We start from the raw sequence: 26,408 nt of genomic DNA on the forward strand, positions 1-26,408 counted from the left end.
AAAACGTAGACAAAGATGTACAAGCCGAGCCAGACGACGTCGACAAAATGCCAATACCATGCCACGCCCTCGAAGGCGAAGTGATGATCGGGCGTAAAGTGCCCTTTCATGCAGCGCGCGGTGATCACGATCAGCATGATGGTCCCGACGGTCACGTGAAAGCCGTGGAATCCGGTCAGCATGAAGAATGTCGAGCCATAGACACCGGTATGCAGCGTCAGATTCATCTCGGTCCACGCCTCGTGGAACTCATAGGCCTGGAACATCAAGAAGATCGCGCCCAATGCAACGGTCGCCCACATCCACTGAACCAGCTTGGTGCGTTCACCAGCTTTCAAGGCGTGGTGAGCGAGCGTGATCGTTACACCGGAGCTGAGCAGAAGGATCGTGTTGATCGTTGGGATCGGCCAGGGGCCCATATGCTCCCACTCATAGTCGGCCCCCGGTCCGGCCGTTGGCCAGTTGAGACTGAGCCCATTCCACAACAGCTGATTGGTTTCGAGATCCCCGCCGCTTAGCCACGGCACCGAGAATATCCGCGCATAGTAGAGTGCGCCGAAGAAGGCGGCAAAGAACATCACCTCGGAGAAGATGAACCAGGACATCGCCCAGCGAAAAGACCGGTCGACCTGGTCATTGTACGAGCCGGCCTCGCTTTCGCCCACAACCGTCCCGAGCCAGCCAAACATCATGAAGACCAGGATCGCAAAACCGGCGAGCATTACCCACGGCCCCCAGGCCGCGCCCTGGAAAAACGACGCCGTGCCGATCGCGAGCGTGAACAACGAGATACTTCCCACGATCGGCCAATGGCTTCCGTGGGGTAAGTAGTAGCCACCGTGTGCTGCAGCCATTTTCAAAACACCTCCGTAAGGCCCCAGTTATATTGATGTCAGTCACAATCGGCGCAATCCGCAGCCCGCACCTCGATTGAGCACAGCACTATTGCTGCCCCACGAGAGCTTGCTGTCTAGAAGAATATACGCTCCAGGTAGAATGCGATGTAGATCGCAAAAGCCACGACTGCAAGCGTGATGGCCGTACGTCGGACTTTGCGTCTGCGTGCTGCGGTATCGATTTGCCGTGACATCGTTTTCATCGTTTCATCTAGTAAGCCCGGCGACCCCTGCGTTTCGGTCGCCGGGCTTGATGTGCCCCGATTCAAAGGCTCATGCGGTTACCTTAAGAGTGCAGGCCCCCGCTAAGCTCGATCTTCGCAATGTCGGGTGGCGTCTGGAACGTGTGGTAGGGTGCCGGTGAGGGCACTTCCCACTCGAGCCCGTGAGCCCCCTCCCAGCTTCTGGCATCCGCCTTGACCCCGCCGCGAATCGCCTTGATAACGATCCACAGGAAGATGAGCTGAGAAAAGCCGAACACGAAGCCACCGATCGTCGAAACCATGTTCCACTCGGTGAACTGAACGGCATAGTCCGGGACACGCCGCGGCATGCCAGCCAGGCCCACGAAATGCTGCGGGAAGTAGAGGACGTTCACCGATACCAGCGACAACCAGAAGTGCAACTTGCCGAGCTGCTCGTCGTACATGTGCCCCGTCCACTTGGGCATCCAGTAGTAGGCAGCCGCGATAATCGCGAAGGCCGCACCGGTCACCAAGACGTAATGGAAGTGGGCGACGACGAAATACCCGTCCTGATACTGGAAGTCGACCGAAGCGATAGCCAACATCAGGCCCGAAAAGCCGCCGATGGAGAACAGAATCACGAACGCGACCGCGAACAGCATTGGGGTCTCGAAGGTCATGGCGCCTTCCCACATGGTCGCCACCCAGTTGAACACCTTCACCCCCGTTGGTACCGCGATCAACATGGTTGCGTACATGAAGAAGAGCTCACCGGCAAGCGGCATTCCCACCGTAAACATGTGGTGCGCCCAGACGATGAACGAGAGGAAGGCGATCGACGCCGTTGCATAGACCATCGATGCATAGCCGAACAATGGCTTACGCGCGAACGTCGGGATGATTTGGGAGACGATCCCGAACGCCGGCAGGATCATGATGTAGACCTCCGGATGCCCGAAGAACCAGAAAATATGCTGGTACATCACGGGGTCGCCACCGCCCGCGGCATTGAAGAAGTGGGTACCGAAGTATTGATCAGTCAGCAACATCGTGACCGCGCCAGCGAGAACGGGCATGGCGGCAATAAGCAGAAAGGCGGTAATGAGCCAGGTCCAAATGAACAGGGGCATCTTCATCAACGTCAGCCCTGGCGCCCGCATGTTGAGAATGGTCGCCACGATGTTAATGGCCCCCAAGATGGAGGACATGCCCATCAGGTGCACCGCGAAGATCACGAAGGGGAAGGTCTGGCCCGTTTCCAGCATAAGTGGCGGATACATGGTCCAACCACCCGCCACGGCGCCACCGGGCATGAACAGGCCGGAGAGGAGCAACGTAAAGGCGAACGGCAACAACCAGAAGCTCCAGTTGTTCAGTCGCGGCAACGCCATATCCGGCGCACCAAGCATCAACGGCACCTGCCAGTTGGCCAGGCCGACGAAGCCCGGCATGATGGCACCGAAGATCATCACCAGCCCGTGCAGGGTGGTCATCTGGTTGAAGAAATAAGGGTCGACCAGCTGCATACCCGGCTGGAAAAGCTCCGCCCGGATAATTAACGCCATCGTGCCGCCGACGAAAAACATCAGCAGCGAGAACAAAAGGTACAAGGTACCGATATCTTTATGGTTGGTTGTGAAGACCCACCGCAAAAGCCCTGGATCGGGCCCGTCGTGATGGCCTTCAGCGTGTTCAACAGCACTCATCTGAAACCTCCTCGGCACGATTTCCTATACGTCGGAAACAATCCCCTTAGCGCGCCGCGACCAGTTCACCGGATGCCGAATCCGCATTGGTGTGGTCGGGGTCACGCTGATCAGCTTGCGCCTGAGCACGGTCGGCTGAAGACGGTTGACTTTCTTTCGCAGCGGCTTTTTCAGCCCCTTCGGTCACCGCTTGAGCCTCCTTCTGCTCGGCCAGCCACTTCTTGTACTCTTCCTGAGTCTTGGCTATCACCACCACCGGCATGTAGGCGTGGTCGCGCCCGCAAAGCTCAGCGCATTGCCCCCGATATACGCCGGGTTTTTCAATCTTTGCCCACCCTCTATTGATGTATCCAGGGATGGCATCCATCTTCCAACCAAGATCTGGCACCCACCAAGAGTGGATAACATCTTCGGAAGTGATCAGAAAGCGGATCTTGGTGTTGATTGGCACCACCACCGGCTTATCCACGTTCCGGATATAGTTGTTTACCTGTGACGGGCGCAAAGAGGATCCCAGCTGCCGGGCTTGATTGCTTTGCTCGTCGAGCTTGCTGTAAAAGCTGACTCCCTCGCCGAGGTAGTCATAACGCCACTGCCACTGATAACCGGTGACCTTGATATCCATCTCCGCGTCTTTCGAATCGTACATCAGCACTAACCCGCGCGTTGCGGCGATCGCCATGCCGAGCAGGATAAGTAGCGGAATGACCGTCCAGACGATCTCGATCGTTGTGTTGTGATGGAACTGAGCCGCGACGGCACCCCTCGACTTGCGATGGTAATACATTGAATAACCCATCGCGCCGAAGACAATGATTCCGATAAAAATCGTGATCCAAAGAACGAGCATGTTCAGATCATAGTTAGTATGAGCAATGCTCGTAACGCCATATGGCAGGTTCAGTTCCCCGAATCCTGCCCAGGCCGGAGTCGCGCCGAGCACGAGCCCCGCAGTCAGGCCAGATACAACCGTGGCCAGTCGTTTATCCCATTTCATCCTCTGCAACCTCCCCGAAGGTGAATTGTCAGTAAGGCTTGCCCGAAAAAACCAAAAAAAACTCACAGCATCCCCGCGGACGCGTGCGATTCCTTACCGCTGCATCCAGTCAAGTCAGAATAGACCTTCTTTCTCGAAAAGTGCCCTTCTTGCCTCAGCCTTTTGTCAGGCCTTGCGGCTATCAGGCCTTGCGGCGGGAAGCCCCATCCTCACGCCCCGTGGCCGAACCAAATCTCCACCCGTTCATGGATATGCCTGGCTTAGCCATGGGACCGATCCAATGGCGAAGCTCTCCGGCCACCCGAGCCCGTTCGTCGTCAGCGAGAAAGCGCCCCAACTCAACCTGCTCGCCCCGTGAGCGCACCGCCAGTCGTGTGGGATACCATGGATGCCCGGGCGCGACGAGGATCACCTCGCTCCACAACCGATCAAAATCCCAGTGCCGCTCCGGCCGCCACCGGCCTTTATCAATTTCGACCGTAGATTCCGAAACATGCACGACCTCTGTGTCGTACGCCCGCTGTGCCGTGGTGATCAGAGCGAGCGACAGCACCACGACCTCCAACCCGGCAAACGGCAGAATAAGCCACATACCCAGGAGAGCGAAGACCCCGCCCAACGTGAGGCATACGACCGCTGCGATCCACAGAAATAATCGTGTCTGCGGCCAGGATAACGCTACGTTAGGCCGCAGGATGAGACACCAAGACCCGCCCTTTTCATCGTACTGTATAGCAACCATGGCTCTCCACCTCCCCGGGAGGCGGTGCGCGCCTACATAAGCTGCACGCGGTTACTCCACATTGCCGGGTATTTTAATGAGCCCGCAACTCCAAAACAACCTTAGCGAGATCGGTTAGGCTTGTCAAAGCCTCTGGAATGCCGGCTAACGGCTGCCAGCACGGGCCCCGGAGCGGCGTGTTCCAAGCTCGGTAAGCGGGACGCGGACGGCGCCCGCGCTGTCCACGCTCTGATGACGACGCGCCGTGCCCCAGGCATGTCCGTAGACAACCTCGTAGGTGGCAGGCAGATAACCTTCCGTTGACCGCCACTGTTCGTATTCCGCTTCCATCGCGAGCCAGCGCCCACGTCCGGTCAGCCCCGCATTTCGCCCGATGGCGACGTTATGCGCCCCAAGCGTTTTGAGCTCACGCATCAGATGGCGTGAGCGGCGGTACCTCAAGGTGAAGCACTCCATCTCCATGACAGGATCGGCCAGGCCTGCCCGCACCAGCCCGTCACCGATATCATGCATGTCCACGAAACGGTTTACGTGCACGTGGTCATCGGCACGCGCCCAGGATTGCCGCAACTCTTTCAGTGTATCGGGCCCGAAAGTCGTGAACAGCAGCAATCCCTCGGGACGCAGCACCCGCTGCACTTCGCGATAGACTCGGTCCAGATCGTTGACCCACTGAAACGTGAGGTTGGAGAAAATGAGATCGAATCGGTCCGCCTCGAAGGGAAGCGCCTCGGCATCGCCACAGACCGCCCGCAATCGCCGCAACATAGGCGCACGGCGACGGGCCAGGCGAAGCATGTGGGAAGCGATATCGAGCGCCACGAAGCGCGCTCGTGGGTAGCGTTGCATCAGCCGCCGCGTGGTGAAGCCCGTGCCAGCCCCGATATCCAGAATCCAGCGTGGTTTCATCCGGATCAGCTCGAGGCGCTCGATCAGACGCTCCCCGACCTCCTGCTGGAGCACCGCGGTCGCGTCATAGGTCTTCGCCGCCGCGTCAAACGAACGCCGCAACAGGCGTTTGTCCAAGCGCATACGATTCGCCTGTCTCAATTCGGCCTCGAGACCGGATGGTCCGCTGCCCCGTAAACTCCGCCGTTGCAATCCGCCTGCGGCTGAGAGCGCAGGCCGAGCTTGGCGAAAAGCACCCGATCGTGTTGCTCATCGGGATTCTCCGTGGTGAGCAAGCGCTCCCCGTAGAAGATGCTATTGGCGCCCGCCAAGAAACACAGCGCCTGAGTCTCATCGCTCATCTCCGAGCGCCCCGCAGAGAGCCGGATCCAGGACCGCGGCAAAACGATCCGACTCGCGGCCACCATGCGCACCATCTCAATCGGGTCCACCGACGGTGAACCGTACAATGGCGTGCCCGGCACCTGGATCAGCTGATTGATCGGCACACTTTGCGGATGCTCCGGCAGGTTCGCCAAGGTTAGAAGCATGCCTGCTCGATCGGCAATGCTCTCGCCCATGCCGATTATCCCACCGCAACAGAGCTTGATCCCCGCCGCCCGGGCATGCGAAAGCGTCTCGAGGCGATCCCGATAGGTCCGGGTGGTGATGACGCGCGGGTAGTGCTCCGGCGATGTATCGATATTGTGATTGTAATAATCGAGCCCGGCTCCTCTCAGGCGCTGGGCCTGCGCAGCGCTGAGCATACCCAGCGTCACGCAGGTTTCCATGCCTATGGCCTTCACCGCCCGCACCATCTCGACGACGCGCAGCAGATCCCGCTCCTTGGGGCGCCTCCAGGCTGCGCCCATGCAAAAGCGCGTTGCGCCCGCCGCACGCGCCCGCTGGGCGGCCTCGCGCACTGCCTCGACGCTCATCAACGGCTCCGTATCCACCCCGGTATGATACCGAACGCTTTGTGGACAATACTTGCAGTCCTCGGGACAGCCGCCGGTTTTTATGCTTTGGAGCGTGCAAACCTGGATTTCGTTCGGGTCGAAGTGCCGCCGATGTATCCTCTGGGCGTGGAACAGCAGGTCGTTGAAGGCTCGCTGCAGCAGATCCTCGATCTCGCTGCGTTGCCAATCGTGGCGGACGTCTGCCCCCTCGATTGCTTCCATAGGCTCAACTCTCCAGCGCAAAGCGTTTATTCTCCCAGCCATGACTCGAAGAATCACGGGGCGATGGTAGCGTGACGGCGTCAACTGTCAACCGACAGCGCCCACGCGGCGTTTACGGCTGGCTAGAACGTGCCCACACGCTGCTTTACCCCATGCGCTGCCGGCTATGCGCGTCACCCGGAGCGCGTGGACTTGAGTTGTGCCAGCATTGCGCGGAAGCGCTGCCCTGGCTGGAGGCGCAATGCCGGCAATGCGCGCTGCCACTTGATAATGCCGCGGACGCCGTTTATTGCGGGCAGTGTTTGCGCCGCTCTCCGCCTTTCCGGCGAGTATATGCCCCATTCCACTACCGCCCGCCCGTCGATGCATTGATCAAGGCCCTGAAGTACGGAGCCGACCTTTCCGCCGGTCGACTGCTGGGCGACCTGCTCGCCGATTATCTGCATCGGGCTCGCGCGCCCGTGCCCAGCGCGGTGATTCCCGTTCCGCTACATCCGCGGCGCTTGGTTCACCGTGGCTTCAACCAAGCCCGCGAACTCCTTCGCCGCCTGAACGTCCCGCCAGCCACGCATTGGGTCCGCCGCACCCGAGAAACGGCCCCACAAACCGGTTTCGCCAGGAGCGAGCGCCGCGCCAATACGCTTGGAACGTTCCAGGTGGCTGCCCGCCGCGTGCCCACGCACGTGGCCGTGATTGACGATGTCTTGACCACGGGCGCCACCGCCGCGGAACTGGTGAAAGTGCTAAGACGAGCCGGGGTCGAGGAGATCGATGTCTGGGTCATCGCACGCACCCATCAGCTCACTAGATAGTGCAAGGCAATCCCGCTGAAAATCACACCACCATAAAGGTTGTTATTGAGAAAAGCGCGGAAGCAGTCCTCGCGGCGGCGCGCGCGGATCAAATATTGCTGATAGCCAAACAGCAGCGTGGCCAGCGTCAGCGCGAGCCAATACACCGGCCCGAGGTGCGCCAGGATACCGATCCCAATCAGCATCGCGGTCATGAGAAGCTGCAGAAGACCGATCACGAGGCGGTCTTGGCGACCGAGCAGGATTGCCATGGACTTGACTCCAATTTTCAGATCGTCGTCCCGGTCCACCATGGCGTATTCGGTGTCATAGATGGCTGCCCAAACGACGGCAGTCAGAAAGATCCACCACGCGATGACCGGAACACCCTCGGTTTGCGCCGCGAAGGCCATAGGAACCGCCCAGCCAAAGGCGACGCCGAGGTGCACTTGGGGCAAATGCGTATGGCGTTTCATGAACGGATAAGTTGCTGCCAATGCAACGGCCACGAACGACAAAGCGATAGTGAGCGGGTTCATCATTAGGACCAAGCCGAATGCCGTCAGGCACAGCACAAAGAATATGGCCAACGCCTCCGGCGCGGAGACCACCCCTGTGGCCATCGGTCGCTCGCGGGTGCGCCTGACCTGCCCATCGATTCGCCGGTCGGCGAAATCGTTGATCACACAGCCGGCGGCGCGCATCAGCAACACGCCGAGCAGAAAAACGATTAGCACTCGAGGGTCGGGTGCGCCGAGGGCGGCGATCCATAACGCCCACAACATGGGCCAGAGCAGCAGAAAATTGCCGATCGGACGATGCAGACGGGTCAAACGCGCATACTGCGTAACGCGGCGCAGGATCGTGCTTGTCATCTGCTCCAGCTATCCATTAGCGGCCTTAGGGCAACCGGTCGGCGCCGACTCGCGCGGCTAGGTCAGGAAGAAAGACCTCGGTCACCAGTAGATGCCTCGCGGCAACACGAAAAACCGAACGTCGGGCCCAACACCCCGGGGCGACGGTGGTGCTGCGCGACACCCGCTGATACAGACGGTCCCCCGTATGCAAACGCACGATCTCGATCTTACCGCGCCCAACCGGATAGCGATCGAAAAGGAGGCTGCCAAGTGGTCGTCGTCCCAGCTGCCGCAACCCGCGCAGCCGTCCGCGCAGTGCCTGCGGGGGAATTACGCTGCGGCCATAGACCCAGGGGCTGTCACCACAGCACAAAAGCACTTCGCGCAGCCAAGCCCAATTCTTATGCCGCATACGTAGGCGACGCGCCTCGTCCAAAAACGGCCGCCCCCACCGTTCACCCAACACTTCGACATGAAAGCACTCGCGGCAGCTGCGGCGCATGCGCCGCGTCAATGAACCCGGCTCCTCCAGCCACTGGCGCAGGCACGGCGGCGCCATGCGCTGCAATGGCAATCGTCGCGGGCACCACCCGCCGGCACCTCGATTCACCCCCTGCTCCGTTTCATCGATCGCCCACTTGCCGCCCGCGTTTACAAGCCCGATCCAAGCACCGTCTCATACGTGCGCGTAGCGCTCGCCCTGACCAACCCATCGCGCGATCAACGCATCGACCCGGTCCGGATGGTCCCGCAGCACCACGGCGGCCCAGCGCTGTACCTGCGATAGCAGGTCGGTATCGCGACGCAAGTCCGCCACCCGAAACTGCAGCGCGCCGGTTTGACGGGTACCGAGCAGCTCTCCGGGGCCGCGCAGCTCGAGATCACGCTGCGCGATACGAAAGCCATCCCCCGTGCGGCGCAGCACCCCGAGTCGGGCCTTGGCGCTTTGGCTAAGCGGCCCATGGTACATGAGCACGCAACTGCTTGCCGCCGTGCCGCGACCTACGCGGCCGCGAAGCTGATGCAGCTGCGCCAGACCGAGTCGCTCGGCGTTTTCGATGACCATAAGGCTCGCATTAGGCACATCCACACCGACTTCGATTACCGTGGTTGCGACGAGCAAGTGGAATTCACCGGCCTCGAACCCCGCCATGACGGCCTCTTTGTCCGCCCCTTTCATGCGTCCATGCACCAAGCCGACCCGCAGCTCCGGGAGGCTCTCCCGCAGCCGCTGTGCGGCCGCCTCCGCGGCTTCGGCCTGACAGGCCTCCGATTCCTCCACCAGGGTACACACCCAATAGGCTTGCCGGCCCTCGGCACAGGCATGTCGAATGCGCTCGATCACCTGGCCCCGTCGGACATCGGGGATGGCCACCGTGGTAATGGGCTGACGACCCGGCGGCAGCTCATCGATCACCGATACGTCAAGATCCGCATAGGCGGTCATCGCCAACGTGCGCGGTATGGGCGTCGCCGTCATTATAAGCTGGTGCGGCTGAACCTCCTCCGTGCCGCTCTTGCTCTTTAGCGCGAGGCGCTGGTGGACGCCGAAGCGATGCTGCTCATCGATAATGGCCAGGCCTAAACGGTTGAAGACCACCCAGTCCTGAAACAACGCATGCGTACCGACGGCCACACGTATCTCACCATTCGCCAGTCGTCTTATGTGCTCGCGGCGGCTATTGATGCTCAACCGACCCGTCAACCAGGCGGTCTCCACACCAAGCGGCGTCAGCCAACGCTGGCAGTGGCGATAGTGCTGCTCGGCCAACAGTTCCGTGGGTGCCATAAACGCCACTTGCCAGCCGCCCTCGACGGCGGTCAGCGCGGCGAGCACCGCAATGACGGTCTTGCCGCAGCCGACATCCCCTTGCACCAAACGCAACATGGGGCGAGCTTGCTCCATATCCGCGGTGACATCGCCCATCACTCGGCGCTGTGCGTCTGTGAGCCGAAATGTCAGGCCATCCAGCCAAGCCTGGGTGAGCCCGCCAGTCCCCCGGAGTATCGGTGCCGGCTTGGCATGCTGGCGTTTGCCGCGCAATCGAAGCAGGCTCAATCGATGCGCCAGCAGCTCTTCGAAAATAACCCGGCGCGCCGCGGGGTGACGCCGCTCCATCAACTCGGCCGCGACCGAAGCGCATGGCGGCGCATGGAGCAGATGAAGCGCCTCCTTCAAGGTGGGCAGCCCAAGTTCCTCCAGCGCTCGCTGCGGCAATAGCTCTGCCGCAACGCGTGCGCTGGCGGATTCCTTGAGCGCGCGGTGAATCAGACGACGCAGCGTCGTCTGATTCAAACCCCGAGTCGAGGGATAAACCGGTATGAGCCCTGTTTCGCCGCTAACGGGTTCGCCGGGGGCGAGCACATTCCACTGCGGGTGAATCATTTGCGGACCCCGCAGCACCTCCCCGAAGCACAGCAATTGCACGCCCGCACGGAGTTTCTTACGTTGGTTCGGGTAGAAATGAAAGAACTGCACGGTCAACCGACCCGTGCCGTCACTGATCCGACACATCAATCGGCGACGGCGACCTCCCACCACCTCGGCGAGTTCGATCACCCCTGCAACCAGCACGTTCTGCCCGGGTTGAAGCCAGCCCAGGGGAGTAATTTTGGAGCGATCCTCATAGCGCAGCGGCAAATGAAACAGTAGATCCTCGACCCGCCGGATGCCGAGCCGCTCCAATCGAGCGACCCGTCGTGGACCCACCTCCTCCCAGCCCACGAATGACGAGTCGAGCGCACCGGCTGCCGCGCTCATCAAGCTCTCCGCGTTGGCACTTAATCGGCAAGGCTCATTATGGCATCCATCTCTATCGCCGCTCCTTTCGGCAGGGCAGCCACCCCGATGGCAGCCCGGGCCGGGTAAGGCTCAACAAAATATTGGTTCATGATCTCGTTGATTTCCGCGAAATGCCCCAAGTCCGTCAGATAAATAGTGAGCTTGACAATATCCGCGAGATCCCCCCCGGCCTCCTGACACACGGCCCGAAGGTTTTCGAAGACACGCCGCGTCTGCGGCCCGATATCGCCGCTCACCAGTTCCATGCTCGCGGGGTCCAAAGGAATCTGCCCGGAGAGAAAAACTGTCTCGCCCACGCGCACGGCCTGCGAGTAAGGGCCAATGGCGCTTGGCGCCTTGTCGGTACAAATTATCTCGCGACTCATGAGGGCTCCTGAAATAAATCGATGGGCAGTGTTCAGCGCCCGTCTCGCACTCACCCGTCTGCCGATCCCGCTTTTGACGGCGTGCGCAGGTCGATCAGCTGCCTTCAGCCCCTTCGGCGGGTAATTCGCAGCACGGTGTTGAGCACGCGTAACCGGCGCATGAGGCGAGCCAAATGCACCCGGTCGCGCACCATGAGCACCAGCCGGATCGTGGCGATGACGCCGTCCTTCTCGTCGATATCCACGGCCTTGATATTGGAATCGAGATCCGAAACCGTCGTTGCCACATCGGCGAGGACCCCGCAACGGTTGACCACATCGACGGCCACGGCGACTGGAAATTCCCCGGCGACCTGTTTATCCCACTGAACGTCCAACCATTTTTCCGGGTGATTACGGTATTCGCGAATATTGTGGCAGCCTTGATGGTGCACCACGACGCCCCGTCCGGAGCTAGCGAAACCGGCAATCGGATCGCCGGGGATGGGTCGACAGCAACGCGCGAAGGTGATCACCGAGCCCTCGGTGGCGCGTACCGTAAGCGGCGCGGTGGCACGCCCGTTCTTGACGGAGCCGAGCGCCTCGGCGGCTTCGGCACTAACTCGGGATAGGCGCTGCGCGGCAAGCCACGGCATCCGCTGCCCCAGGCCCACTTGCTCCAGTAATCCGTCCAGGCTTTTCGTGCCCAAGGCCTCTACCGCTTCGTCGATCCAGGCTTCCGGCAGGTCGTCGAGCTTCATCGCCAAAGCGTCCAAAGCTTGCTCCACCAAGCGGCGCCCAAGATTGACGGCCTCCTCGCCCTTGAGGCGTTTGAGACTATGGCGAATGGCCGTCCGGGCCTTGGCGGTCACGACAAAATCCAGCCATGCCGGATTCGGCCGAGCCGCCGGTGCGGTAATAATCTCCACGGTTTGCCCGGTCTCCAACACGGTACGCAACGGCGTCAAACGATGATCGATCATGGCCGCGATGCAGCTGTCACCGATATCCGAGTGCACCATGTAGGCGAAATCCACGACCGTGGCGCCTCGCGGCAACTCCATGATTTCGCCACTCGGCGTGAACACGTAGACCTCATCGGGCAGCAAGTCAATTTTGACGTTTTCAATGAACTCCAGCGAATTTCCCGCGTTACGCTGTAGCTCGAGCAACCCGCGCAACCACTCCCGTGCCCGCGCATGGGCCACGTTGCTCGCGCCTGAATTGCCCTTGTACAACCAATGAGCGGCGATTCCCGCCTCGGCCACCTTGTCCATTTCGACCGTGCGGATTTGAACTTCGAGGTGAATGCGCCGCGGACCCAATAACGTCGTATGCAGGGACTGATAACCATTCGCCTTGGGTATCGCGATATAGTCCTTGATGCGCCCGAGCAATGGCTTGTAGAGGCCGTGCAGCATGCCGAGCACCTGATAACAGGTACCTACCGCATCGACGATGACGCGAAAGCCGTAGACATCGAAAATACTATGAAAATTGCCATGCTTGGCGCGCATCTTCTGGTAGATACTCCAGAGATGCTTCTCCCGGCCGACCACCCGACCGTGGATATCGGCCTCGGCCAGACGCTGCTCCAGCGTGTGTCCAATTTTACTGATGATCTCGGAGCGCGAACCCCGCTGCTGGCGTAGCTTTTCTTTGAGCACACGATAGCGCATGGGATAAAGCGCGGCGAAGCCGAGGTCCTCGAGCTCCACCCGTAGGGTATTGATACCAAGACGCTGGGCAATTGGGGCGTAGATTTCCAGCGTCTCGCGGGCAATCCGCCAGCGCTTGTGAGCCGGCATCACCCAGATAGTGCGCATGTTGTGCAGCCGGTCCGCAAGCTTGATCAGAATGACGCGAATATCCTGCGCCATCGCCAAAAACATCTTGCGGAAGTTCTCGGCCTGCGCCTCGGCCTTGCTGCCGAAGTCAATTTGCGTGAGCTTGCTCACGCCGTCGACGAGCTCGGCGACCTGCTCGCCGAAGCGGCTGGCGATCTCGACTTTGGCTGTGGGGGTATCCTCGATGACATCATGCAGGATGGCCGCCACGATGCTCTCCACCTCGAGGCGCATTTCCGCCAGGATCTTTGCGACGGCCAAGGGGTGCGTGATATAAGGCTCTCCGGTGAGGCGGCGCTGATCCTTGTGAGCCAAGGCCGCGAATCGGTAGGCTTCAGTCACACGCTCCACTTCGCCTGCGTCCATGTAGCCCGCCAGCAAAGTGCACAGATCCGCCGCCTGCGCCGGAAGCTCGGCGCCGATATGCTGATCGTGAACTACGGCGTCGCCGCGTGCCATGTTCACCTAACCGCTATCCGCATGTCCCGCCGAAGCATCCGCGCTCAGCTCGACCTCGGTCTTGGGCGGCTCGTCTGCACGCAGGATATCGGCCGTGACATAACGCTCCGCAATCTCGCGCAAAGCCACCACCGTGGGCTTGTCGTTTTCCCATTCCACTTGAGGCTGGGCGCCACGGGCAATTTGACGGGCGCGTCGAGTCGCCGCCAAAACGAGCTCAAAGCGATTGTCGATGTATTCCAGGCAATCCTCTACCGTTACTCGCGCCATGCGCTTGCATCCTCCGATCGATTCCAGATATAAACACCCTAATTTTATTCTAGTAACAAGCCTGTCGCCGGTGAAGTCAAGCGGCCGACGAATGATCAATCAGCGTTTCAACCCACGCGCGCGAAGCGACCGGCCATCCGCCCAATCAGAAAGTCTCGGCACGGCTGCAGAGCTATTGCAGATGCTGGCTTCAGCGAGGGCCCTCTCGACGCAGCAATTCGCTTACCACCCCGGACCAACGCTGTGCCTGGAAAGCACAGTGCAGACGCCGTGCGCGGACGATCGCCCGTAAATCCGCCAGCGCCTGATCGAAATGATCGTTGATCACCAGATAATCGTATTCAACGTAGTGGGTCATTTCCTCAACCGCGGCCTGCATACGCGCCGCGATCACAACATCACTGTCCTGCGCACGACCTCGCAATCGGCGCTCGAGCTCAGCGCGCGATGGCGGCAATAGAAAAATCGAAACCGCCTCGGGCATCGCCGCACGCACTTGGCGAGCGCCCTGCCAATCGATGTCGAGCAGAACATCGAGACCCTTGGCAAGCTCTTGGTCGACGCCCGCGTGCGACGTCGCATAATAGTGATCGTAGACACGCGCGTACTCGAGAAACTCACCGGCCGCGACCATGCGGTCAAATGCCGCGCGATCCACGAAATGATAATCCACTCCCGCGTGCTCGCTGGGGCGGCGTTGGCGTGTGGTGTGGGAGACCGAGATGACCAACCCCGCCTCGCTCTCGCGCAAAGCCCGCACCAGGCTCGTCTTACCCCCGCCGGATGGAGCGGAAACGATATATAGTGTTCCAGTCATGCTGTCTGCCTGATGAGACGCGGACTTAGGTGTCATCCGCCGCATTCACACCCGCTGAGCACGGAAAATCGCGCGACCGGCCGGGGAAATCGCAGGCACGAGACAGGGCCTCTCGGGCCGGCACCGCTTCGATATAATCGCGTGAAACGATCGCAGGCGGCCAGCGAACCCCGAAGCCCGCGCTATTCGATGTTCTGCACCTGTTCGCGCATCTGATCGATGAGCACCTTGATCGTCACCGCTGCCTTGGTGGTCTCGGTGTCCGCGGATTTCGCCGCCAGCGTATTCGCCTCCCGGTTTAGCTCTTGCATCAAAAAATCCAGCCGCCTGCCCATCGGTTCATTCTGCAGCAGCACCTGCTCGACTTCGTCGATGTGGCTGAGCAGGCGCTGCAGCTCCTCATCGACATCCAGGCGCTGGGCGATGAGTACCAGCTCCTGCTCCAGGCGACCCGGCTCGGGGCCCGCTTTCAAGCCCTCGATACGGGAACGCAGCCGCGTCTGGGCCGACTGCACGACGGCCGGGCGCCTGTCCTGAACCTGCTGCGTGAGCTTGTGGATCTGCATCGCCCGCTCGCGCAGCATCGCCGCCAACCGTTTGCCCTCCCTCTCCCGCATGCTCAACAGATCGTCAAGCGTTGCCTCGAGCAGCGTGAGCGTGGTCTCCACAACCGGCTGCAGATCGGCATCACTCTCACGGAGAATGCCCGGCAGGCGCAACAGCTCGAGTGGTGAGATCGACGCCGTTTGAGGAAGTAAGCGCCCGAGCGAAAGGCATCCTTCGATGACTTGCTCGGCATAAGACCAATCGATCCGCAACGAATTGCCACCAGCGGCGCTCGGGCGGTAGCGCAGGGTGCAATCGACTTTGCCCCGACCCAGGCGGCGCCCCACGCGCTCGCGCAAGGACGGCTCGAGCGATCGCAACTCCTCGGGCAAATGCACGCGGATATCCAGATAGCGGTGATTAACGGAGCGCACCTCCCAGACGAGCTTGCCGTTCTCGCCCTGCTGCTCTTGCCGCGCGAAGGCGGTCATACTGCGAATCATCGCCTATCTCCCTGCAAGCTGTCGCCTGAATACTACGCGCAATGGCGCATCGAGGAAAACGTCGCTCCCGCGCCGCACGCCGCTGTGATAGGCTGCGTTGACCAGCGCAACTCAGCATGAGGGAAACCATGCGCCCCAGTGGCCGACGCAACCACGAAATGCGGGCCGTGCGTCTCACACGTCACTTCACCAAGCACGCTGAAGGTTCCGTGCTGGTGGAGTTTGGCGACACGAAGATTCTGTGTAGTGCCTCCATCGAGGAACGCGTGCCACCCTGGCTACGAAACAGCGGTCAGGGCTGGGTGACCGCGGAGTACGGCATGCTCCCGCGCTCGACTCACAGCCGCAACGACCGCGAGGCGGCGCGGGGACGTCAGCAGGGCCGCACCATCGAGATTCAACGCTTGATCGGACGTTCACTGCGCGCGGCGGTCGATTTGCAGGCCTTGGGCGAGCGCCGGATCATCATCGATTGCGACGTTCTGCAAGCCGACGGCGGCACCCGCACCGCCGCCATCACCGGAGGCTACGTTGCCCTGGCGGACGCGCTGCAAACCCTGACCGAGAAAGGCCTGCTCAAACGCCAGCCATTGTTCGGGCACGTAGCCGCCGTCTCGGTGGGGATCTACCAAGGTGAGGCGGTGCTCGACTTGGACTACGCCGAGGACGCCGAGGCGGAGACCGATATGAACATCGTAATGAACGAGGTGGGCGCGCTCATCGAGATCCAGGGCACCGCCGAGGGCCACGCCTTCCGGCGCATCGAGCTGGCGCGGATGATCGACCTCGCCGAGGAGGGAACCCGCAGCCTGATACAGGCGCAACGCCGGGCGCTGGAAGAGTAGTAAACGTGCAACGGATCGTGCTGGCCAGCAACAACCCGGGCAAGGTGCGGGAGATGCAGGCACTTCTGGGTGGAGTGCAGATCGATCTGGTACCGCAGACTCTCTACTACGTGCCCGATGTCGCAGAGACCGGGCTGACCTTCGTTGAAAACGCGCTTATCAAAGCGCGCCATGCCTGCGAGCACACCGGCCTCGCCGCGATTGCCGACGATTCCGGCCTCGAGGTCGACGCGCTGGCCGGCGAGCCGGGAATCTATTCGGCCCGTTATGCCGGCGAGGACGCCGACGATACCGCCAACAATCGCCGCCTGCTGGACGAGCTTATCGACGTGCCGACGAGCGAGCGTCAAGCTTGTTACATCTGCATCATTGCCTACCTGCGCCATCCCCGAGACCCGGACCCGCTGATCTGCCGCGGTACCTGGGCGGGACGAATCATTGAATGCCCGCGCGGCACGAACGGCTTCGGCTATGATCCGTTGTTCTACCTGCCGGAGCTTGAGTGCACGGCCGCTGAGCTGGACGCGCCAACCAAGAATCGTATCAGCCATCGGGGGCAGGCACTGCGGGCATTGCTCGACGGCCTTCACGGCGAGGGTTGAGAGCGTGTTCCATTTCACGGCAGCACCGCCGCTTGCGCTCTATGTGCATCTGCCCTGGTGCGTGCGCAAATGCCCATATTGCGATTTCAACTCACACGCCTTGCGCGGCGACCTCCCTGCGAAGGCGTATGTGGATTCATTGCTCGCGGATGCGAGCGGGGAAGTCGATCATGCCCAGGGACGGCAAATCGCAGCCGTTTTCTTTGGCGGCGGGACTCCCAGCTTATTGCCGCCGGTTGCGCTTGCCAGGTTGCTGGAGGGGCTGCGCCGCCAACTGCGGCTCGCCGCCGACTGCGAAATTACGCTGGAAGCGAACCCGGGGACGGTGGATCAGGCTCGCTTCGCCGATTTCCGCAGCGCCGGCGTCAATCGTCTGTCGATCGGCGTGCAGAGCTTCCACGCCGAGAGTCTGCGCCACCTCGGGCGCGTCCACGGCCCGCGGGCGGCTGTCGCAGCGGCAGAGACCGCACATGCCGCCGGGTTCGACAACTTCAATATCGACCTCATGTACGGGCTACCGAACCAGAGCGTGCGGGCGGCGGTCGCCGACACAGCGCAGGCGATCGCACTCGCACCGGCGCATATTTCACACTATCAGCTGACGCTGGAGCCTAATACAGCGTTTGCGGCGCGACCGCCGCCGCTTCCCGACGACGATGCAGTCTACGCGATGCAGCTCGACTGCCAGACCCGTCTCGCAGAAGCCGGCTACCAACACTACGAGGTGTCGGCCTACGCTCGTCCGGACCGGCGCTGCCGGCACAATCTCAACTACTGGACCTTTGGCGACTATCTCGGCATCGGTGCCGGAGCGCACGGCAAGGTGACCGAGGTCGCCCAAGGTTCGATTATGCGCTATGAGAAAGTGCTCCGGCCGATGGCCTACATGGGTAAGGCGACCAGCGATGAGTTCGTCGCGAACGCTCGCCAACTCACAGCACCTGATACGGTGCTGGAGTTCATGATGAACGCCCTGCGATTACCGCAAGGCGTTCCGCGCAGCTTATGCACGGCACGGACCGGTCTTTCCTGGAATTGGTTCGAGGCGGCGGTCAACGAGGCACGCGAGCGCGGTTGGCTCGAAATCACCGCGGACGATCGACTGCAGCCCACGTCGCTGGGGATGCGTTTCCTGAACGATCTGCTTGGCTGTTTCCTGCCTTCCGAGTAAGCGTTTCCCAGTCGGCGCGCGCATCCGAGCGGCGGTGTTCCCAATTGGTATCGCCGCCTTGGCGGCGTCAGCACCAATTACTGGGGCATTTTGGTCACGGCAACGAACACGATATAGGCAAACAGCAGGAGGGAGCCGGCGAAGGCCAACACGCGCGCGCGCTTCGTCCGGCCGCGCTTCAGGGCGATGGTGCCAAGAACGACGTAGGCGAGCAGCCCGAGCAGCTTGGCGACAATCCAGGGGTGAAAGGTCATCGGGAACTCGTAGTACGCCACCGCCAAATAGAGGCCGCTCGCCAGCACTACCGCGTCGATCGCATGGGGCAGCACCCGCACCCAACGCCGAGCGAGCAATGAGGAGTCGTAGAGCATCCATACGCCGCGAAGAGTAAAGGAGGTGAGTGTCGCGGCGACCAGGACGATGTGAAGCGATTTGGCAAGCGCATACGCGGACAAGACAGTTGCCTCCTTCCGTGACACTCCGGCGACATGCACCGGTCGAATGTTCTAATCTTTTTGCATGACTGATTATCGCCCGGTCGCCTGCGAAATATACGCCGAGCTGGAACTGGCCATCCTGCGGCACAAGCGGCTTCGCCTCGTATGGCGGGACTGTGATGGGACACACCACGTAGCAACACTTCGGCCCAAGGATTTACTGACGCGCCAGCACGAGGAGTTCTTGATCTCCGAGGATAGCGAGGCAAACCTCGTTGAGATTCGCCTCGATCGTATCGTCCGGTTCGATCCCATCGATCCCTGACCCGTCGCACCGGCGGGCTCGAGCAAACCGCACCGTACTGCTGGGGGGTGCCTCCAAAGGGTACGCACAGCCCGGTGGCGCCTGTCAGCGGATGCCGCGTATACTGCTGCCTCTATAGACCGGCCGCCGGAGCTTGGAGAGCGATCTGTCCATGGATAGCAAGCGATGTTTCACCATTGACTTCGACGACTGGTCAAATCTTGCGCGACGGGATCCCGAAGGCTTCGAGGCGCGTCGACGCGCCCTGCTGGACTCCTTCATCAGGGCACAGCCGGTCGGGCGTCGCCAACGATTGCGCGGCCTGCAATGGCGGGTGGATTGCATCCGCCAGAGCTCGAGTACACCTTTGGTTGCCTGCCAACGCGTCTCGCAGCTGATGTGGGACGCCTTCGCCGGCCCGGCCGGCCTCGTGCAGACGCTGGCCGGGGCATTGCCCGAGCCGCGGGAAGGCCGGCGAAAGTCCCACTCGGCAAAAATTCTACCCTTCCCCCGCCGCGACCAAACAAGCTCCCCTGTATAATCGCCCCCACCGAGGCATGAAACGCACCATGACAGCCGCGCCGGGAGTTGCCTTCCCTTACCCGCCGGGTCTATCATGACGCGCCTTGCGGTTAGTGCACGCGCTGGCCTTGTTGACGAGCATAGCAGGTAGCCAAATGAAAAAGGGCATTCATCCCGCGTATCGCCCGGTCGTATTTCAGGATATTTCTTCCGATTTCTCTTTTCTCACTCGCTCGACGCTGCGAACCAGCGAGACGATCAAGTGGGAAGACGGGAACGAATATCCATTGTGCAAGATCGAGGTGTCCAGCAAGAGCCATCCGTTCTTCACCGGTAAGCAGCGGGTGGCCAGTAGCGGCGGCCGTGTGGATCAGTTTCGCAAGCGCTACGGCAGCGCGGCAAAAGGCAAATAGCCGCCACGCCGACCCACCGGTCGTGGCAGCGGTTTGCCGCATTCGTCGCGGCCACGCCCTCGTCGACATGCGGGTAAGCAAAACGCGGGCGGCGCTTTACGTGGGAACGCGCCATGGCGTTTGTGCCGCACCGCCATTCTTCGCTGCCGAATCCCAGTAGCCGTGCGCCGAGACGAACAGCGCGCGCCGCGACTCACGTCGAGCGTCCGCCGACGCGGCTCACGCCCCATCGGCTCGGCGCAAGCCATGACGAGAACAACGATCTCCTCTCCCCATTGCCCCCGCCACCTCGGGCACCTGAGAGTCCTGATTATCGCAACCTCCGCCCTTGCACTTGCGAGTGGGCCGATTCTTCTTGATGATAGCAGCCGGTTTCGCAACCCCACATAGCCCTCACCAGCCACCTGCATGACGCCTGCGGATCCGCGCGCGCCATCGCTCGAGCAATCCGCGAGACACGGGGAGGTCGCAGGGAAGACGACAGCCAGGTACAAAAGCGCGATGCCTGCTGTAGCTTGACGCCGGCTCCATTCTTTGCAGCCGGCCCGGCGCTACGCCTTTGCCGCCTATGCTCCAGGCATAATGCAGGAGAGCAATGATGTCTCAGAAAACCGTCACGATCATCGATAACGCCACGGGTAAGAGCATGGACTTACCCGTACGCGAGGCAACGCACGGCCCACCGGTCATCGATATCAAAGACCTCTACAAAGAGATGGGGTATTTCACCTACGATCCGGGATTTACGGCCACGGCGAGCTGTCGCAGCGACATCACGTTCATCGGCGGCGATCAGGGCGAACTATGGTACCGAGGCTATCCGATCGAGCAGTTGGCCGAGCAGAGTTCATTTCTTGAAGTGGCCTACCTGCTGCTCCACGGTGAGCTGCCACTCAAGCACGAATTGGAAGCTTTCAATCGCCAGATAACGCACCACACGATGGTCAACGAAAGCTTGAAGAACTTCTTCAACGGCTTTCATTACAATGCCCATCCGATGGCAATGTTGACGGGGGTGGTTGGGTCGCTGTCGGCCTTTTACCATGACACCGTGGACGTTAATGATCCGCATAATCGGATGCTGTGCGCCTACCGGATCTTCGCCAAAATGCCCACCATTTCCGCCGCGGCCTTCAAGCACATGCTCGGTGAGCCGTTCGTCTATCCGCAGAATCGCCTCAGTTATTGCGGCAATCTATTGAATATGCTTTTCTCCCGCCCCTCCGAGGAGTTCGAGATCAACCCGGTGGCAGAACGCGCCCTCGATCAGCTGCTGATCCTGCACGCGGACCACGAACAAAACGCCAGTGCTTCTACGATTCGTCTCACCGGCAGTACCGGGACCAACCCATTCGCCGCCGTGGCGGCCGGTTGTGCGGCCCTATGGGGGCCGGCCCACGGCGGAGCCAATGAGGCCGTGCTGAACATGCTCGAGGAGATCGGTGACTTAAACCATGTGCCGCGGTACATCGACAAAGCCAAGAACAAGGATGATCCCTTCCGACTGATGGGTTTCGGACATCGCGTCTACAAGCACTACGACCCCCGTGCCAGCATCATCCGCAAAACGTGCCACGAGGTGCTCGACGAGCTGGGCATCTACAATGATCCCCAGCTTGAGCTCGCCATGAAACTCGAGGAGATCGCACTGGCCGACGATTATTTCGTCGAGCGCAAACTCTACCCCAACGTCGACTTCTATTCCGGCATCATCTATCGGGCACTCGGCATCCCCACCGAGTTTTTCACCGTGATGTTCGCAATCGGCCGTGCCCCGGGATGGCTCGCCCAGTGGATGGAGCTGGTCACCGACCCGGAACAGCGCATCGGGCGTCCGCGCCAGCTCTATACTGGGCCTTGCAAGCGCGACTATGTGCCCCTGCACCGGCGCTCGAGCTGAGAATGTTCGCGATTCACGCAAAGCACGCCAGCCGGCACCTATCACACAGCGGCCCGGGCCTTCTGCCGGGCGCGTGAGTCTCAGGTGGCCTCTTGCAAAAGTCGCCGCAACGCGGCCCGGTTCGCGCGCTGCATGGGTTGGCCGTCGGTTCGGCTCCGCGGGGATTGCCTCAATCCCAGGCGGTCGAACACGGTCAGATCGATTCGCGTATCGTCGGCAACAAAGCGGCAGACCGGCAGAAACACATAATCATCCGAGCCGCTGAATCGCAGACGGCGCCAATCCTCTTCAAAAGGAATATGGTGCTCCATAAGAAACAGGGAAATCTCCTCCGGCGTGTCGGCAAAGACGTGCAGGTTGATGTCCGAATGCGCATCCGCCGTACCTTCCAGCACCGAGCCGACCAAGCGGGGGCGGAAGCGCGCGAAAAACTCCATGGCTTCCAGCGCAATGCCGCGCAACCGGTGCAGGTGGCAAGCCTGGGCCGCACCGCCGAAAAGGCGCTGGTAATCGCTCAACGCTGCCTGTATTTCCCGATTCTGGGGCAGATTTCGGGTATCCGGCGCGCCCAGCCGAACGGCCGCTTTACGCTTGGCAAGATAGAAATCCCGGATGCCTTCTTCGGCCATGAGGCGAGCGGCCAGCTGTATCAAGCGCTCGCGCATGCGGCTATCGCGTGCATTGCCACGCCGTGACATGCTGCTACCTCGTTTATCAGAATAGCGACTGGGCCGCCGGAGGCATTTCCTTCGTACCGGCCGCGCCGCCAACCGCCTGGGATTGTGCGGCGGGCACGCTGTCCGCCCGGAAGGTCTCGAACATGGCGTCGGGATTGTCCGCGGTCGTCATCAGCCCCGTGCTCGCGTCGATGCGAACCGTTACCAGGCCCGGTGGTCGCTGCAACGACTGCTCGGGAACACCCTGCAAGACGCCACCCATATATTCCATCCACATCGGCAGTGCCGCCTTGGCGCCGGTCTCGCTACGGCCGAGCGGTTGCAGGCGATCGAAACCGACCCATACAGTGGTTACCAAATTGGCATTGAAACCCGCAAACCAGGCATCACGTTGATCGTTGGTTGTCCCCGTCTTTCCGGCGAGATCGGAGCGGCCCAATGCCGATGCTTTACGGCCCGTGCCGCGTTGAATGACATCCTGCAACATCGTGGTAAGCAGATAAGCGTTCTCTGCTGAAATCGTGCGAGGCGCCGGCGCTCTCAGCGCAACGGGTAAGGATTCGGCGGCCACGCCAAAGTCAAGTGACTGCATCGATGGTGACGGACTCTCGAGCAAGACACTTTGCTCATCGGCGCAGTTCGGGCAGGCCACGACCGGGTGCGTCTCGAAGAGCACGTGCCCGTCGCCGTCGACGATTCGCTCGATGAAATAAGGCTGAATCCGAAACCCCCCATTGGCGAACACGGCGTAACCACGGGCGAGCTCCAACAAGCTCACGTTGGCGCTGCCAAGCGCCAACGAAAGATTGCGCGGCAACTCCTCGGCGGAGAAACCGAAGCGACGCAGATATTCAAGGGTCCGTGCAATACCGACCTGTTGTAGCACCCGGATCGAGACCAAATTGCGTGAATGCACGAGGGCCTCGCGCAGACGCGTCGGACCGAAGAAATGACCGCTATAATTTTGCGGGCGCCAGGTGCCTTCCAGCGCCGAGTCTTGAAACACGACCGGCGCGTCATTCACAACGGTGGCTGGCGTGAAGCCATTGTGCAAAGCCGCCGAATAGATGAACGGCTTGAAACTCGAGCCGGGTTGACGTTTCGCTTGAGTCACGCGGTTGAATTTGCTCAACTCGAAGTCATAGCCTCCCACGAGCGCGACGATGCGCCCATCGGAAGGCGCAATGGACGCAAGCGCGCCCTGCACCTCGGGCACCTCGGCCAGTCTGGGGCCCTCAGCCGTCACTCGAATACGAACGACATCACCCCGCTCGAGCACATCGCCTACGGCCGCTCGCTCGCCCGGCTTACGCGCAGCCCAACGAATCGCGCTTCGCTCCAGATGCCACGGCTGCGCTTGATCCTCACTCACCAACTCGGCGCCGTTCGGCTCGACTGCGACGACCAGGGCGTTGCGCAAATCGGCCACCGTAGAGTAGCCGGCGAGTATTTCCCGCCAGTCGCTCGGCACGCGTGTCTTTCCGAGCGCGAGGTGATCCACGGGCCCGCGGAAACCATGGCGTTCGTCATACGCGTACAGCGCCCGGCGCAGTGAACGCTGAGCAATGCGCTGGTGCTTGGCCCGCAGCGTGGTATACACCCGATAGCCTCGCGAATAGGCAGCTTCCTCTCCGAAACGCTCCGCCACGAAGGCCCGGGCCATTTCCGCGAGGTACTTCGCCTCCACGTCATAGTCGGCGACATGCAACTTCGCGCTGATCGGGGCGGCCATCGCCTGCCGATATCGAGGCTCATCGATGAATCCCATATCGCGCATCCGGCTGAGGACATAGCCTCGCCGGATCAATGCACGGTGCTCATCGGTGATGGGATTGAAAGTCGACGGCGCCTTCGGCAGGCCGGCGATCATCGCCAGCTGTGCCAGATTCAAGTCCATCGGCGATTTGCCGTAATAGATCTCGGCGGCAGCGCCTACGCCATAGGCGTGATGACCAAGGTAGATTTTATTCAGGTAGAGCTCGAGGATCTCCTGCTTGCTGAGTTCGCGATCGATTCTCAAGGCGAGCAGGATTTCTTTGGCCTTGCGAATAAACGAGCGCTCACGGCTGAGAAAGAAGTTCCGGGCCACTTGCATGGTGATGGTGCTACCGCCCGGCCCTTTTTCACCAGTGCGAACTAGGTACCAGATCGCTCGGAGAATGCCTTGGTAATCTACTCCCGGGTGTGCAAAAAAGCGCTGATCCTCGGCAGCGACAACGGCATTAATCAGGTCTTTGGGCAATTTATCGTAGTGAATCGGGAGGCGCTTTTTCACGCCGTAGGCGGCGATCAATGAGCCATCGGCAGTGTATATGCGCAAGGGCACCTGAAAATCCACATTTTTGAGGGTTTTCACCGAAGGCAGGCTTGGCGCGAGCACGAGATAACCCACACCGGCTGCGATGCAACCCAGCAGACTCAATGACAAAAGGCTGGCAAGGAGGTAGGCCGAGATGCGCAACAGGCGTTTCATCGTAAGCGGCGGTGTAAGTGAAGCGACCCGAACAAAGAGCAGTATATCACTTGCAATGTACCATCAATTCCCATTGACGACATCGCAAAGCTGCCACGCCAACGCGATCGGGTCAGAGCGCGCTGCGGCCAACGGATAGGTGCGGGATGAGACTCAATACGCAACAGCTAGCCACGTTTTTCCGCAAGCAAAGCTCACCCTTGCTCGGTGTCGATATCAGCTCGACAGCCGTCAAGCTCATCGAGTTGCGCCGGTTGGGTGCGGACCGCTTTCGAGTCGAAAGCTACGCCATCGAGCCGCTACCGCCGAATGCCGTGGTGGAGAAAAACATCGCCAACCTGGAAGCCGTCTCCGAGTGCATACGCGCCGCGGTGAAACGCTCTCAGACGAAAGTCAAGGAAGCCGTCGTTGCCGTCTCCGGGTCCTCGGCTATCAGCAAGACCTTGACCTTACCCGCTCATCTCCGCGATGAGGACATGGAGGCTCAAGTCAATCTTCAGGCCGATCAGAATATTCCTTTCCCGTTGGAAGAGGTCAACCTCGATTTCCAGGTCATCGGACCCTCGGCGCAGAGCCCGGAGGAGGTGGAAGTGCTTTTGGTCGCCTCGCGCAGCGAGAACGTCGACATTCGTGTCGACGCGCTCGAGGCGGCGGGGCTGAAAACGAAGATCGTCGATGTCGAGACCTACGCCATGGAAAAGGCGTTCCGACTCATCGCCCCGGAGCTGCTGGACGGCGAACGCCAGGCAGTGGCGGTTGTCGACGTTGGCGCGACGATGACCACGCTGGCGGTCTTTCAGGATGAACGCACCGTCTATACCCGTGATCAAGCCTTCGGTGGCCGTCAGCTCACTGAGGAAATCATGCGCTACTACGGGATGTCCCACGAGCAGGCCGACTCCGCCAAGCGCTCGGGGGACCTGCCGGATCGGTATGACGTGGAGGTTCTGGAACCATTCAAGGAGGCCATGGCACAACAGGTGGCTCGCTCACTGCAGTTTTTCTTTGGCGCCAGTCAACACCACAACGTGGATCACATCCTGCTCGCTGGCGGTTGCGCCGCCATCACCGGCGCCGCCGAGCTAATCGAGGAGCACACCGGAACACCGACAACCGTGGCGAATCCGTTCGGCCGGATGGTCGTTTCCTCCAGGATTCAACCACAGAGCCTGGCCGAGGACGCGCCGTCGTTGATGATCGCCTGCGGCCTGGCCTTGAGGAGCTACGACTGA

26 protein-coding genes are annotated in these 26,408 nt (G+C 61.0%); 9 read left to right on the forward strand and 17 right to left on the reverse strand.

The window, feature by feature from the left end; translation table 11 throughout:
• The 6 genes from AC52Q4_RS13820 to bioB all read right to left on the reverse strand — a co-directional run.
• The coding region (locus AC52Q4_RS13820) for a cytochrome c oxidase subunit 3 (RefSeq protein WP_495537378.1) at positions 1 to 854 on the reverse strand (854 nt) is incomplete at its 3' end.
• Between the two features lie 328 nt (positions 855 to 1,182).
• On the reverse strand, positions 1,183 to 2,787 hold the full coding sequence (gene ctaD, locus AC52Q4_RS13825; protein ID WP_495537379.1) for a cytochrome c oxidase subunit I: 1,605 nt from the start codon (positions 2,785 to 2,787) through the stop codon (positions 1,183 to 1,185).
• Positions 2,788 to 2,833: 46 nt separating this feature from the next.
• Complete coding sequence (coxB, locus tag AC52Q4_RS13830) at positions 2,834 to 3,784, reverse strand: cytochrome c oxidase subunit II (RefSeq protein WP_495537380.1); 951 nt, start codon at positions 3,782 to 3,784, stop codon at positions 2,834 to 2,836.
• Positions 3,785 to 3,965: 181 nt separating this feature from the next.
• Positions 3,966 to 4,526 (reverse strand): DUF2244 domain-containing protein, encoded by a 561-nt coding sequence (locus tag AC52Q4_RS13835; RefSeq protein WP_495537381.1) that lies wholly within the window; start codon positions 4,524 to 4,526, stop codon positions 3,966 to 3,968.
• Between the two features lie 144 nt (positions 4,527 to 4,670).
• Positions 4,671 to 5,558, reverse strand: coding sequence for a malonyl-ACP O-methyltransferase BioC (bioC, locus tag AC52Q4_RS13840; RefSeq protein WP_495537382.1), 888 nt, complete (start codon positions 5,556 to 5,558; stop codon positions 4,671 to 4,673).
• A 14-nt stretch (positions 5,559 to 5,572) separates the two neighbouring features.
• Complete coding sequence (gene bioB / locus AC52Q4_RS13845; RefSeq protein WP_495537383.1) at positions 5,573 to 6,595, reverse strand: biotin synthase BioB; 1,023 nt, start codon at positions 6,593 to 6,595, stop codon at positions 5,573 to 5,575.
• A gap of 71 nt (positions 6,596 to 6,666) precedes the next feature.
• On the opposite strand from bioB, the gene AC52Q4_RS13850 reads away from it, so the two are divergent.
• Positions 6,667 to 7,407 (forward strand): ComF family protein, encoded by a 741-nt coding sequence (locus AC52Q4_RS13850; RefSeq protein ID WP_495537384.1) that lies wholly within the window; start codon positions 6,667 to 6,669, stop codon positions 7,405 to 7,407.
• On the opposite strand, the gene ubiA is transcribed toward AC52Q4_RS13850, so the two are convergent.
• The 8 genes from ubiA to AC52Q4_RS13890 all read right to left on the reverse strand — a co-directional run bounded on the left by ubiA (position 7,392) and on the right by AC52Q4_RS13890 (position 15,832).
• The gene (gene ubiA / locus AC52Q4_RS13855) at positions 7,392 to 8,249 is read right to left on the reverse strand and encodes a 4-hydroxybenzoate octaprenyltransferase (RefSeq protein WP_495537421.1); all 858 of its coding nucleotides are present in this window, start codon (positions 8,247 to 8,249) and stop codon (positions 7,392 to 7,394) included. The two genes, AC52Q4_RS13850 and ubiA, sit on opposite strands and share 16 nt — an antisense overlap.
• A gap of 37 nt (positions 8,250 to 8,286) precedes the next feature.
• Entirely contained in the window at positions 8,287 to 8,802 is a 516-nt protein-coding gene (locus tag AC52Q4_RS13860; protein ID WP_495537385.1) for a chorismate--pyruvate lyase family protein, read from the reverse strand.
• 117 nt (positions 8,803 to 8,919) lie between these two features.
• Complete coding sequence (recG, locus tag AC52Q4_RS13865; protein ID WP_495537386.1) at positions 8,920 to 11,004, reverse strand: ATP-dependent DNA helicase RecG; 2,085 nt, start codon at positions 11,002 to 11,004, stop codon at positions 8,920 to 8,922.
• A 20-nt stretch (positions 11,005 to 11,024) separates the two neighbouring features.
• On the reverse strand, positions 11,025 to 11,411 hold the full coding sequence (locus AC52Q4_RS13870) for a RidA family protein (protein ID WP_495537387.1): 387 nt from the start codon (positions 11,409 to 11,411) through the stop codon (positions 11,025 to 11,027).
• 104 nt (positions 11,412 to 11,515) lie between these two features.
• Entirely contained in the window at positions 11,516 to 13,696 is a 2,181-nt protein-coding gene (locus AC52Q4_RS13875; RefSeq protein ID WP_495537422.1) for a RelA/SpoT family protein, read from the reverse strand.
• 6 nt (positions 13,697 to 13,702) lie between these two features.
• Positions 13,703 to 13,966 (reverse strand): DNA-directed RNA polymerase subunit omega, encoded by a 264-nt coding sequence (rpoZ, locus tag AC52Q4_RS13880; RefSeq protein ID WP_495537388.1) that lies wholly within the window; start codon positions 13,964 to 13,966, stop codon positions 13,703 to 13,705.
• 190 nt (positions 13,967 to 14,156) lie between these two features.
• Positions 14,157 to 14,783 carry a guanylate kinase gene (gmk, locus tag AC52Q4_RS13885; RefSeq protein ID WP_495537389.1) on the reverse strand — a complete coding sequence of 209 codons (627 nt, stop codon included), beginning with the start codon at positions 14,781 to 14,783 and terminating at the stop codon, positions 14,157 to 14,159.
• 182 nt (positions 14,784 to 14,965) lie between these two features.
• Positions 14,966 to 15,832, reverse strand: a complete 867-nt coding sequence (locus AC52Q4_RS13890; protein ID WP_495537390.1) for a YicC/YloC family endoribonuclease — start codon at positions 15,830 to 15,832, stop codon at positions 14,966 to 14,968.
• 128 nt (positions 15,833 to 15,960) lie between these two features.
• Here AC52Q4_RS13890 and rph point away from each other — a divergent pair, with 128 nt between their 5' ends.
• From rph to hemW, 3 genes are read left to right on the forward strand one after another with little or no spacing between them, the layout of a single operon-like run.
• The gene (gene rph, locus AC52Q4_RS13895; RefSeq protein ID WP_495537423.1) at positions 15,961 to 16,677 is read left to right on the forward strand and encodes a ribonuclease PH; all 717 of its coding nucleotides are present in this window, start codon (positions 15,961 to 15,963) and stop codon (positions 16,675 to 16,677) included.
• A 5-nt stretch (positions 16,678 to 16,682) separates the two neighbouring features.
• Positions 16,683 to 17,279 carry an RdgB/HAM1 family non-canonical purine NTP pyrophosphatase gene (rdgB, locus tag AC52Q4_RS13900; protein ID WP_495537391.1) on the forward strand — a complete coding sequence of 199 codons (597 nt, stop codon included), beginning with the start codon at positions 16,683 to 16,685 and terminating at the stop codon, positions 17,277 to 17,279.
• A 43-nt stretch (positions 17,280 to 17,322) separates the two neighbouring features.
• Positions 17,323 to 18,450 carry a radical SAM family heme chaperone HemW gene (gene hemW / locus AC52Q4_RS13905; protein WP_495537424.1) on the forward strand — a complete coding sequence of 376 codons (1,128 nt, stop codon included), beginning with the start codon at positions 17,323 to 17,325 and terminating at the stop codon, positions 18,448 to 18,450.
• Between the two features lie 77 nt (positions 18,451 to 18,527).
• Here the strand turns inward: hemW and AC52Q4_RS13910 are convergent, their stop codons facing one another.
• On the reverse strand, positions 18,528 to 18,905 hold the full coding sequence (locus tag AC52Q4_RS13910) for a SirB2 family protein (RefSeq protein WP_495537392.1): 378 nt from the start codon (positions 18,903 to 18,905) through the stop codon (positions 18,528 to 18,530).
• Between the two features lie 64 nt (positions 18,906 to 18,969).
• On the opposite strand from AC52Q4_RS13910, the gene AC52Q4_RS13915 reads away from it, so the two are divergent.
• The 4 genes from AC52Q4_RS13915 (at position 18,970) to AC52Q4_RS13930 (ending at position 22,026) form a co-directional block, all read left to right on the forward strand.
• Complete coding sequence (locus tag AC52Q4_RS13915) at positions 18,970 to 19,212, forward strand: Rho-binding antiterminator (RefSeq protein WP_495537393.1); 243 nt, start codon at positions 18,970 to 18,972, stop codon at positions 19,210 to 19,212.
• 151 nt (positions 19,213 to 19,363) lie between these two features.
• Positions 19,364 to 19,732, forward strand: a complete 369-nt coding sequence (locus tag AC52Q4_RS13920) for a DUF3135 domain-containing protein (protein ID WP_495537394.1) — start codon at positions 19,364 to 19,366, stop codon at positions 19,730 to 19,732.
• A 136-nt stretch (positions 19,733 to 19,868) separates the two neighbouring features.
• The gene (locus AC52Q4_RS13925; protein WP_495537395.1) at positions 19,869 to 20,126 is read left to right on the forward strand and encodes a type B 50S ribosomal protein L31; all 258 of its coding nucleotides are present in this window, start codon (positions 19,869 to 19,871) and stop codon (positions 20,124 to 20,126) included.
• A gap of 598 nt (positions 20,127 to 20,724) precedes the next feature.
• Entirely contained in the window at positions 20,725 to 22,026 is a 1,302-nt protein-coding gene (locus tag AC52Q4_RS13930) for a citrate synthase (RefSeq protein ID WP_495537396.1), read from the forward strand.
• An 80-nt stretch (positions 22,027 to 22,106) separates the two neighbouring features.
• On the opposite strand, the gene AC52Q4_RS13935 is transcribed toward AC52Q4_RS13930, so the two are convergent.
• Together AC52Q4_RS13935 and AC52Q4_RS13940 are read right to left on the reverse strand one after the other, a co-directional pair.
• Complete coding sequence (locus AC52Q4_RS13935) at positions 22,107 to 22,691, reverse strand: hypothetical protein (RefSeq protein WP_495537397.1); 585 nt, start codon at positions 22,689 to 22,691, stop codon at positions 22,107 to 22,109.
• 49 nt (positions 22,692 to 22,740) lie between these two features.
• Positions 22,741 to 25,176: a penicillin-binding protein 1A gene (locus tag AC52Q4_RS13940; RefSeq protein ID WP_495537398.1), complete on the reverse strand. Its 2,436-nt coding sequence runs from the start codon at positions 25,174 to 25,176 to the stop codon at positions 22,741 to 22,743.
• Positions 25,177 to 25,322: 146 nt separating this feature from the next.
• Here AC52Q4_RS13940 and AC52Q4_RS13945 point away from each other — a divergent pair, with 146 nt between their 5' ends.
• On the forward strand, positions 25,323 to 26,408 hold the full coding sequence (locus AC52Q4_RS13945) for a pilus assembly protein PilM (protein WP_495537399.1): 1,086 nt from the start codon (positions 25,323 to 25,325) through the stop codon (positions 26,406 to 26,408).

Source organism: Nitrococcus sp., from assembly GCF_059432795.1.

What these genes read in the sequence shown, in the direction of transcription:
- ctaD (WP_495537379.1), bottom strand. Translation starts at nt 2,787, where the DNA reads ATGAGTGCTGTTGAACACGCTGAAGGCCATCACGACGGGCCCGATCCA.
- coxB (WP_495537380.1), bottom strand. Translation starts at nt 3,784, where the DNA reads ATGAAATGGGATAAACGACTGGCCACGGTTGTATCTGGCCTGACTGCG.
- AC52Q4_RS13835 (WP_495537381.1), bottom strand. Translation starts at nt 4,526, where the DNA reads ATGGTTGCTATACAGTACGATGAAAAGGGCGGGTCTTGGTGTCTCATC.
- bioC (WP_495537382.1), bottom strand. Translation starts at nt 5,558, where the DNA reads ATGCGCTTGGACAAACGCCTGTTGCGGCGTTCGTTTGACGCGGCGGCG.
- bioB (WP_495537383.1), bottom strand. Translation starts at nt 6,595, where the DNA reads ATGGAAGCAATCGAGGGGGCAGACGTCCGCCACGATTGGCAACGCAGC.
- AC52Q4_RS13860 (WP_495537385.1), bottom strand. Translation starts at nt 8,802, where the DNA reads ATGGCGCCGCCGTGCCTGCGCCAGTGGCTGGAGGAGCCGGGTTCATTG.
- recG (WP_495537386.1), bottom strand. Translation starts at nt 11,004, where the DNA reads ATGAGCGCGGCAGCCGGTGCGCTCGACTCGTCATTCGTGGGCTGGGAG.
- AC52Q4_RS13870 (WP_495537387.1), bottom strand. Translation starts at nt 11,411, where the DNA reads ATGAGTCGCGAGATAATTTGTACCGACAAGGCGCCAAGCGCCATTGGC.
- AC52Q4_RS13875 (WP_495537422.1), bottom strand. Translation starts at nt 13,696, where the DNA reads ATGGCACGCGGCGACGCCGTAGTTCACGATCAGCATATCGGCGCCGAG.
- rpoZ (WP_495537388.1), bottom strand. Translation starts at nt 13,966, where the DNA reads ATGGCGCGAGTAACGGTAGAGGATTGCCTGGAATACATCGACAATCGC.
- gmk (WP_495537389.1), bottom strand. Translation starts at nt 14,783, where the DNA reads ATGACTGGAACACTATATATCGTTTCCGCTCCATCCGGCGGGGGTAAG.
- AC52Q4_RS13890 (WP_495537390.1), bottom strand. Translation starts at nt 15,832, where the DNA reads ATGATTCGCAGTATGACCGCCTTCGCGCGGCAAGAGCAGCAGGGCGAG.
- rph (WP_495537423.1), top strand. Translation starts at nt 15,961, where the DNA reads ATGCGCCCCAGTGGCCGACGCAACCACGAAATGCGGGCCGTGCGTCTC.
- AC52Q4_RS13915 (WP_495537393.1), top strand. Translation starts at nt 18,970, where the DNA reads ATGACTGATTATCGCCCGGTCGCCTGCGAAATATACGCCGAGCTGGAA.
- AC52Q4_RS13920 (WP_495537394.1), top strand. Translation starts at nt 19,364, where the DNA reads ATGGATAGCAAGCGATGTTTCACCATTGACTTCGACGACTGGTCAAAT.
- AC52Q4_RS13925 (WP_495537395.1), top strand. Translation starts at nt 19,869, where the DNA reads ATGAAAAAGGGCATTCATCCCGCGTATCGCCCGGTCGTATTTCAGGAT.
- AC52Q4_RS13930 (WP_495537396.1), top strand. Translation starts at nt 20,725, where the DNA reads ATGTCTCAGAAAACCGTCACGATCATCGATAACGCCACGGGTAAGAGC.
- AC52Q4_RS13935 (WP_495537397.1), bottom strand. Translation starts at nt 22,691, where the DNA reads ATGCGCGAGCGCTTGATACAGCTGGCCGCTCGCCTCATGGCCGAAGAA.
- AC52Q4_RS13940 (WP_495537398.1), bottom strand. Translation starts at nt 25,176, where the DNA reads ATGAAACGCCTGTTGCGCATCTCGGCCTACCTCCTTGCCAGCCTTTTG.
- AC52Q4_RS13945 (WP_495537399.1), top strand. Translation starts at nt 25,323, where the DNA reads ATGAGACTCAATACGCAACAGCTAGCCACGTTTTTCCGCAAGCAAAGC.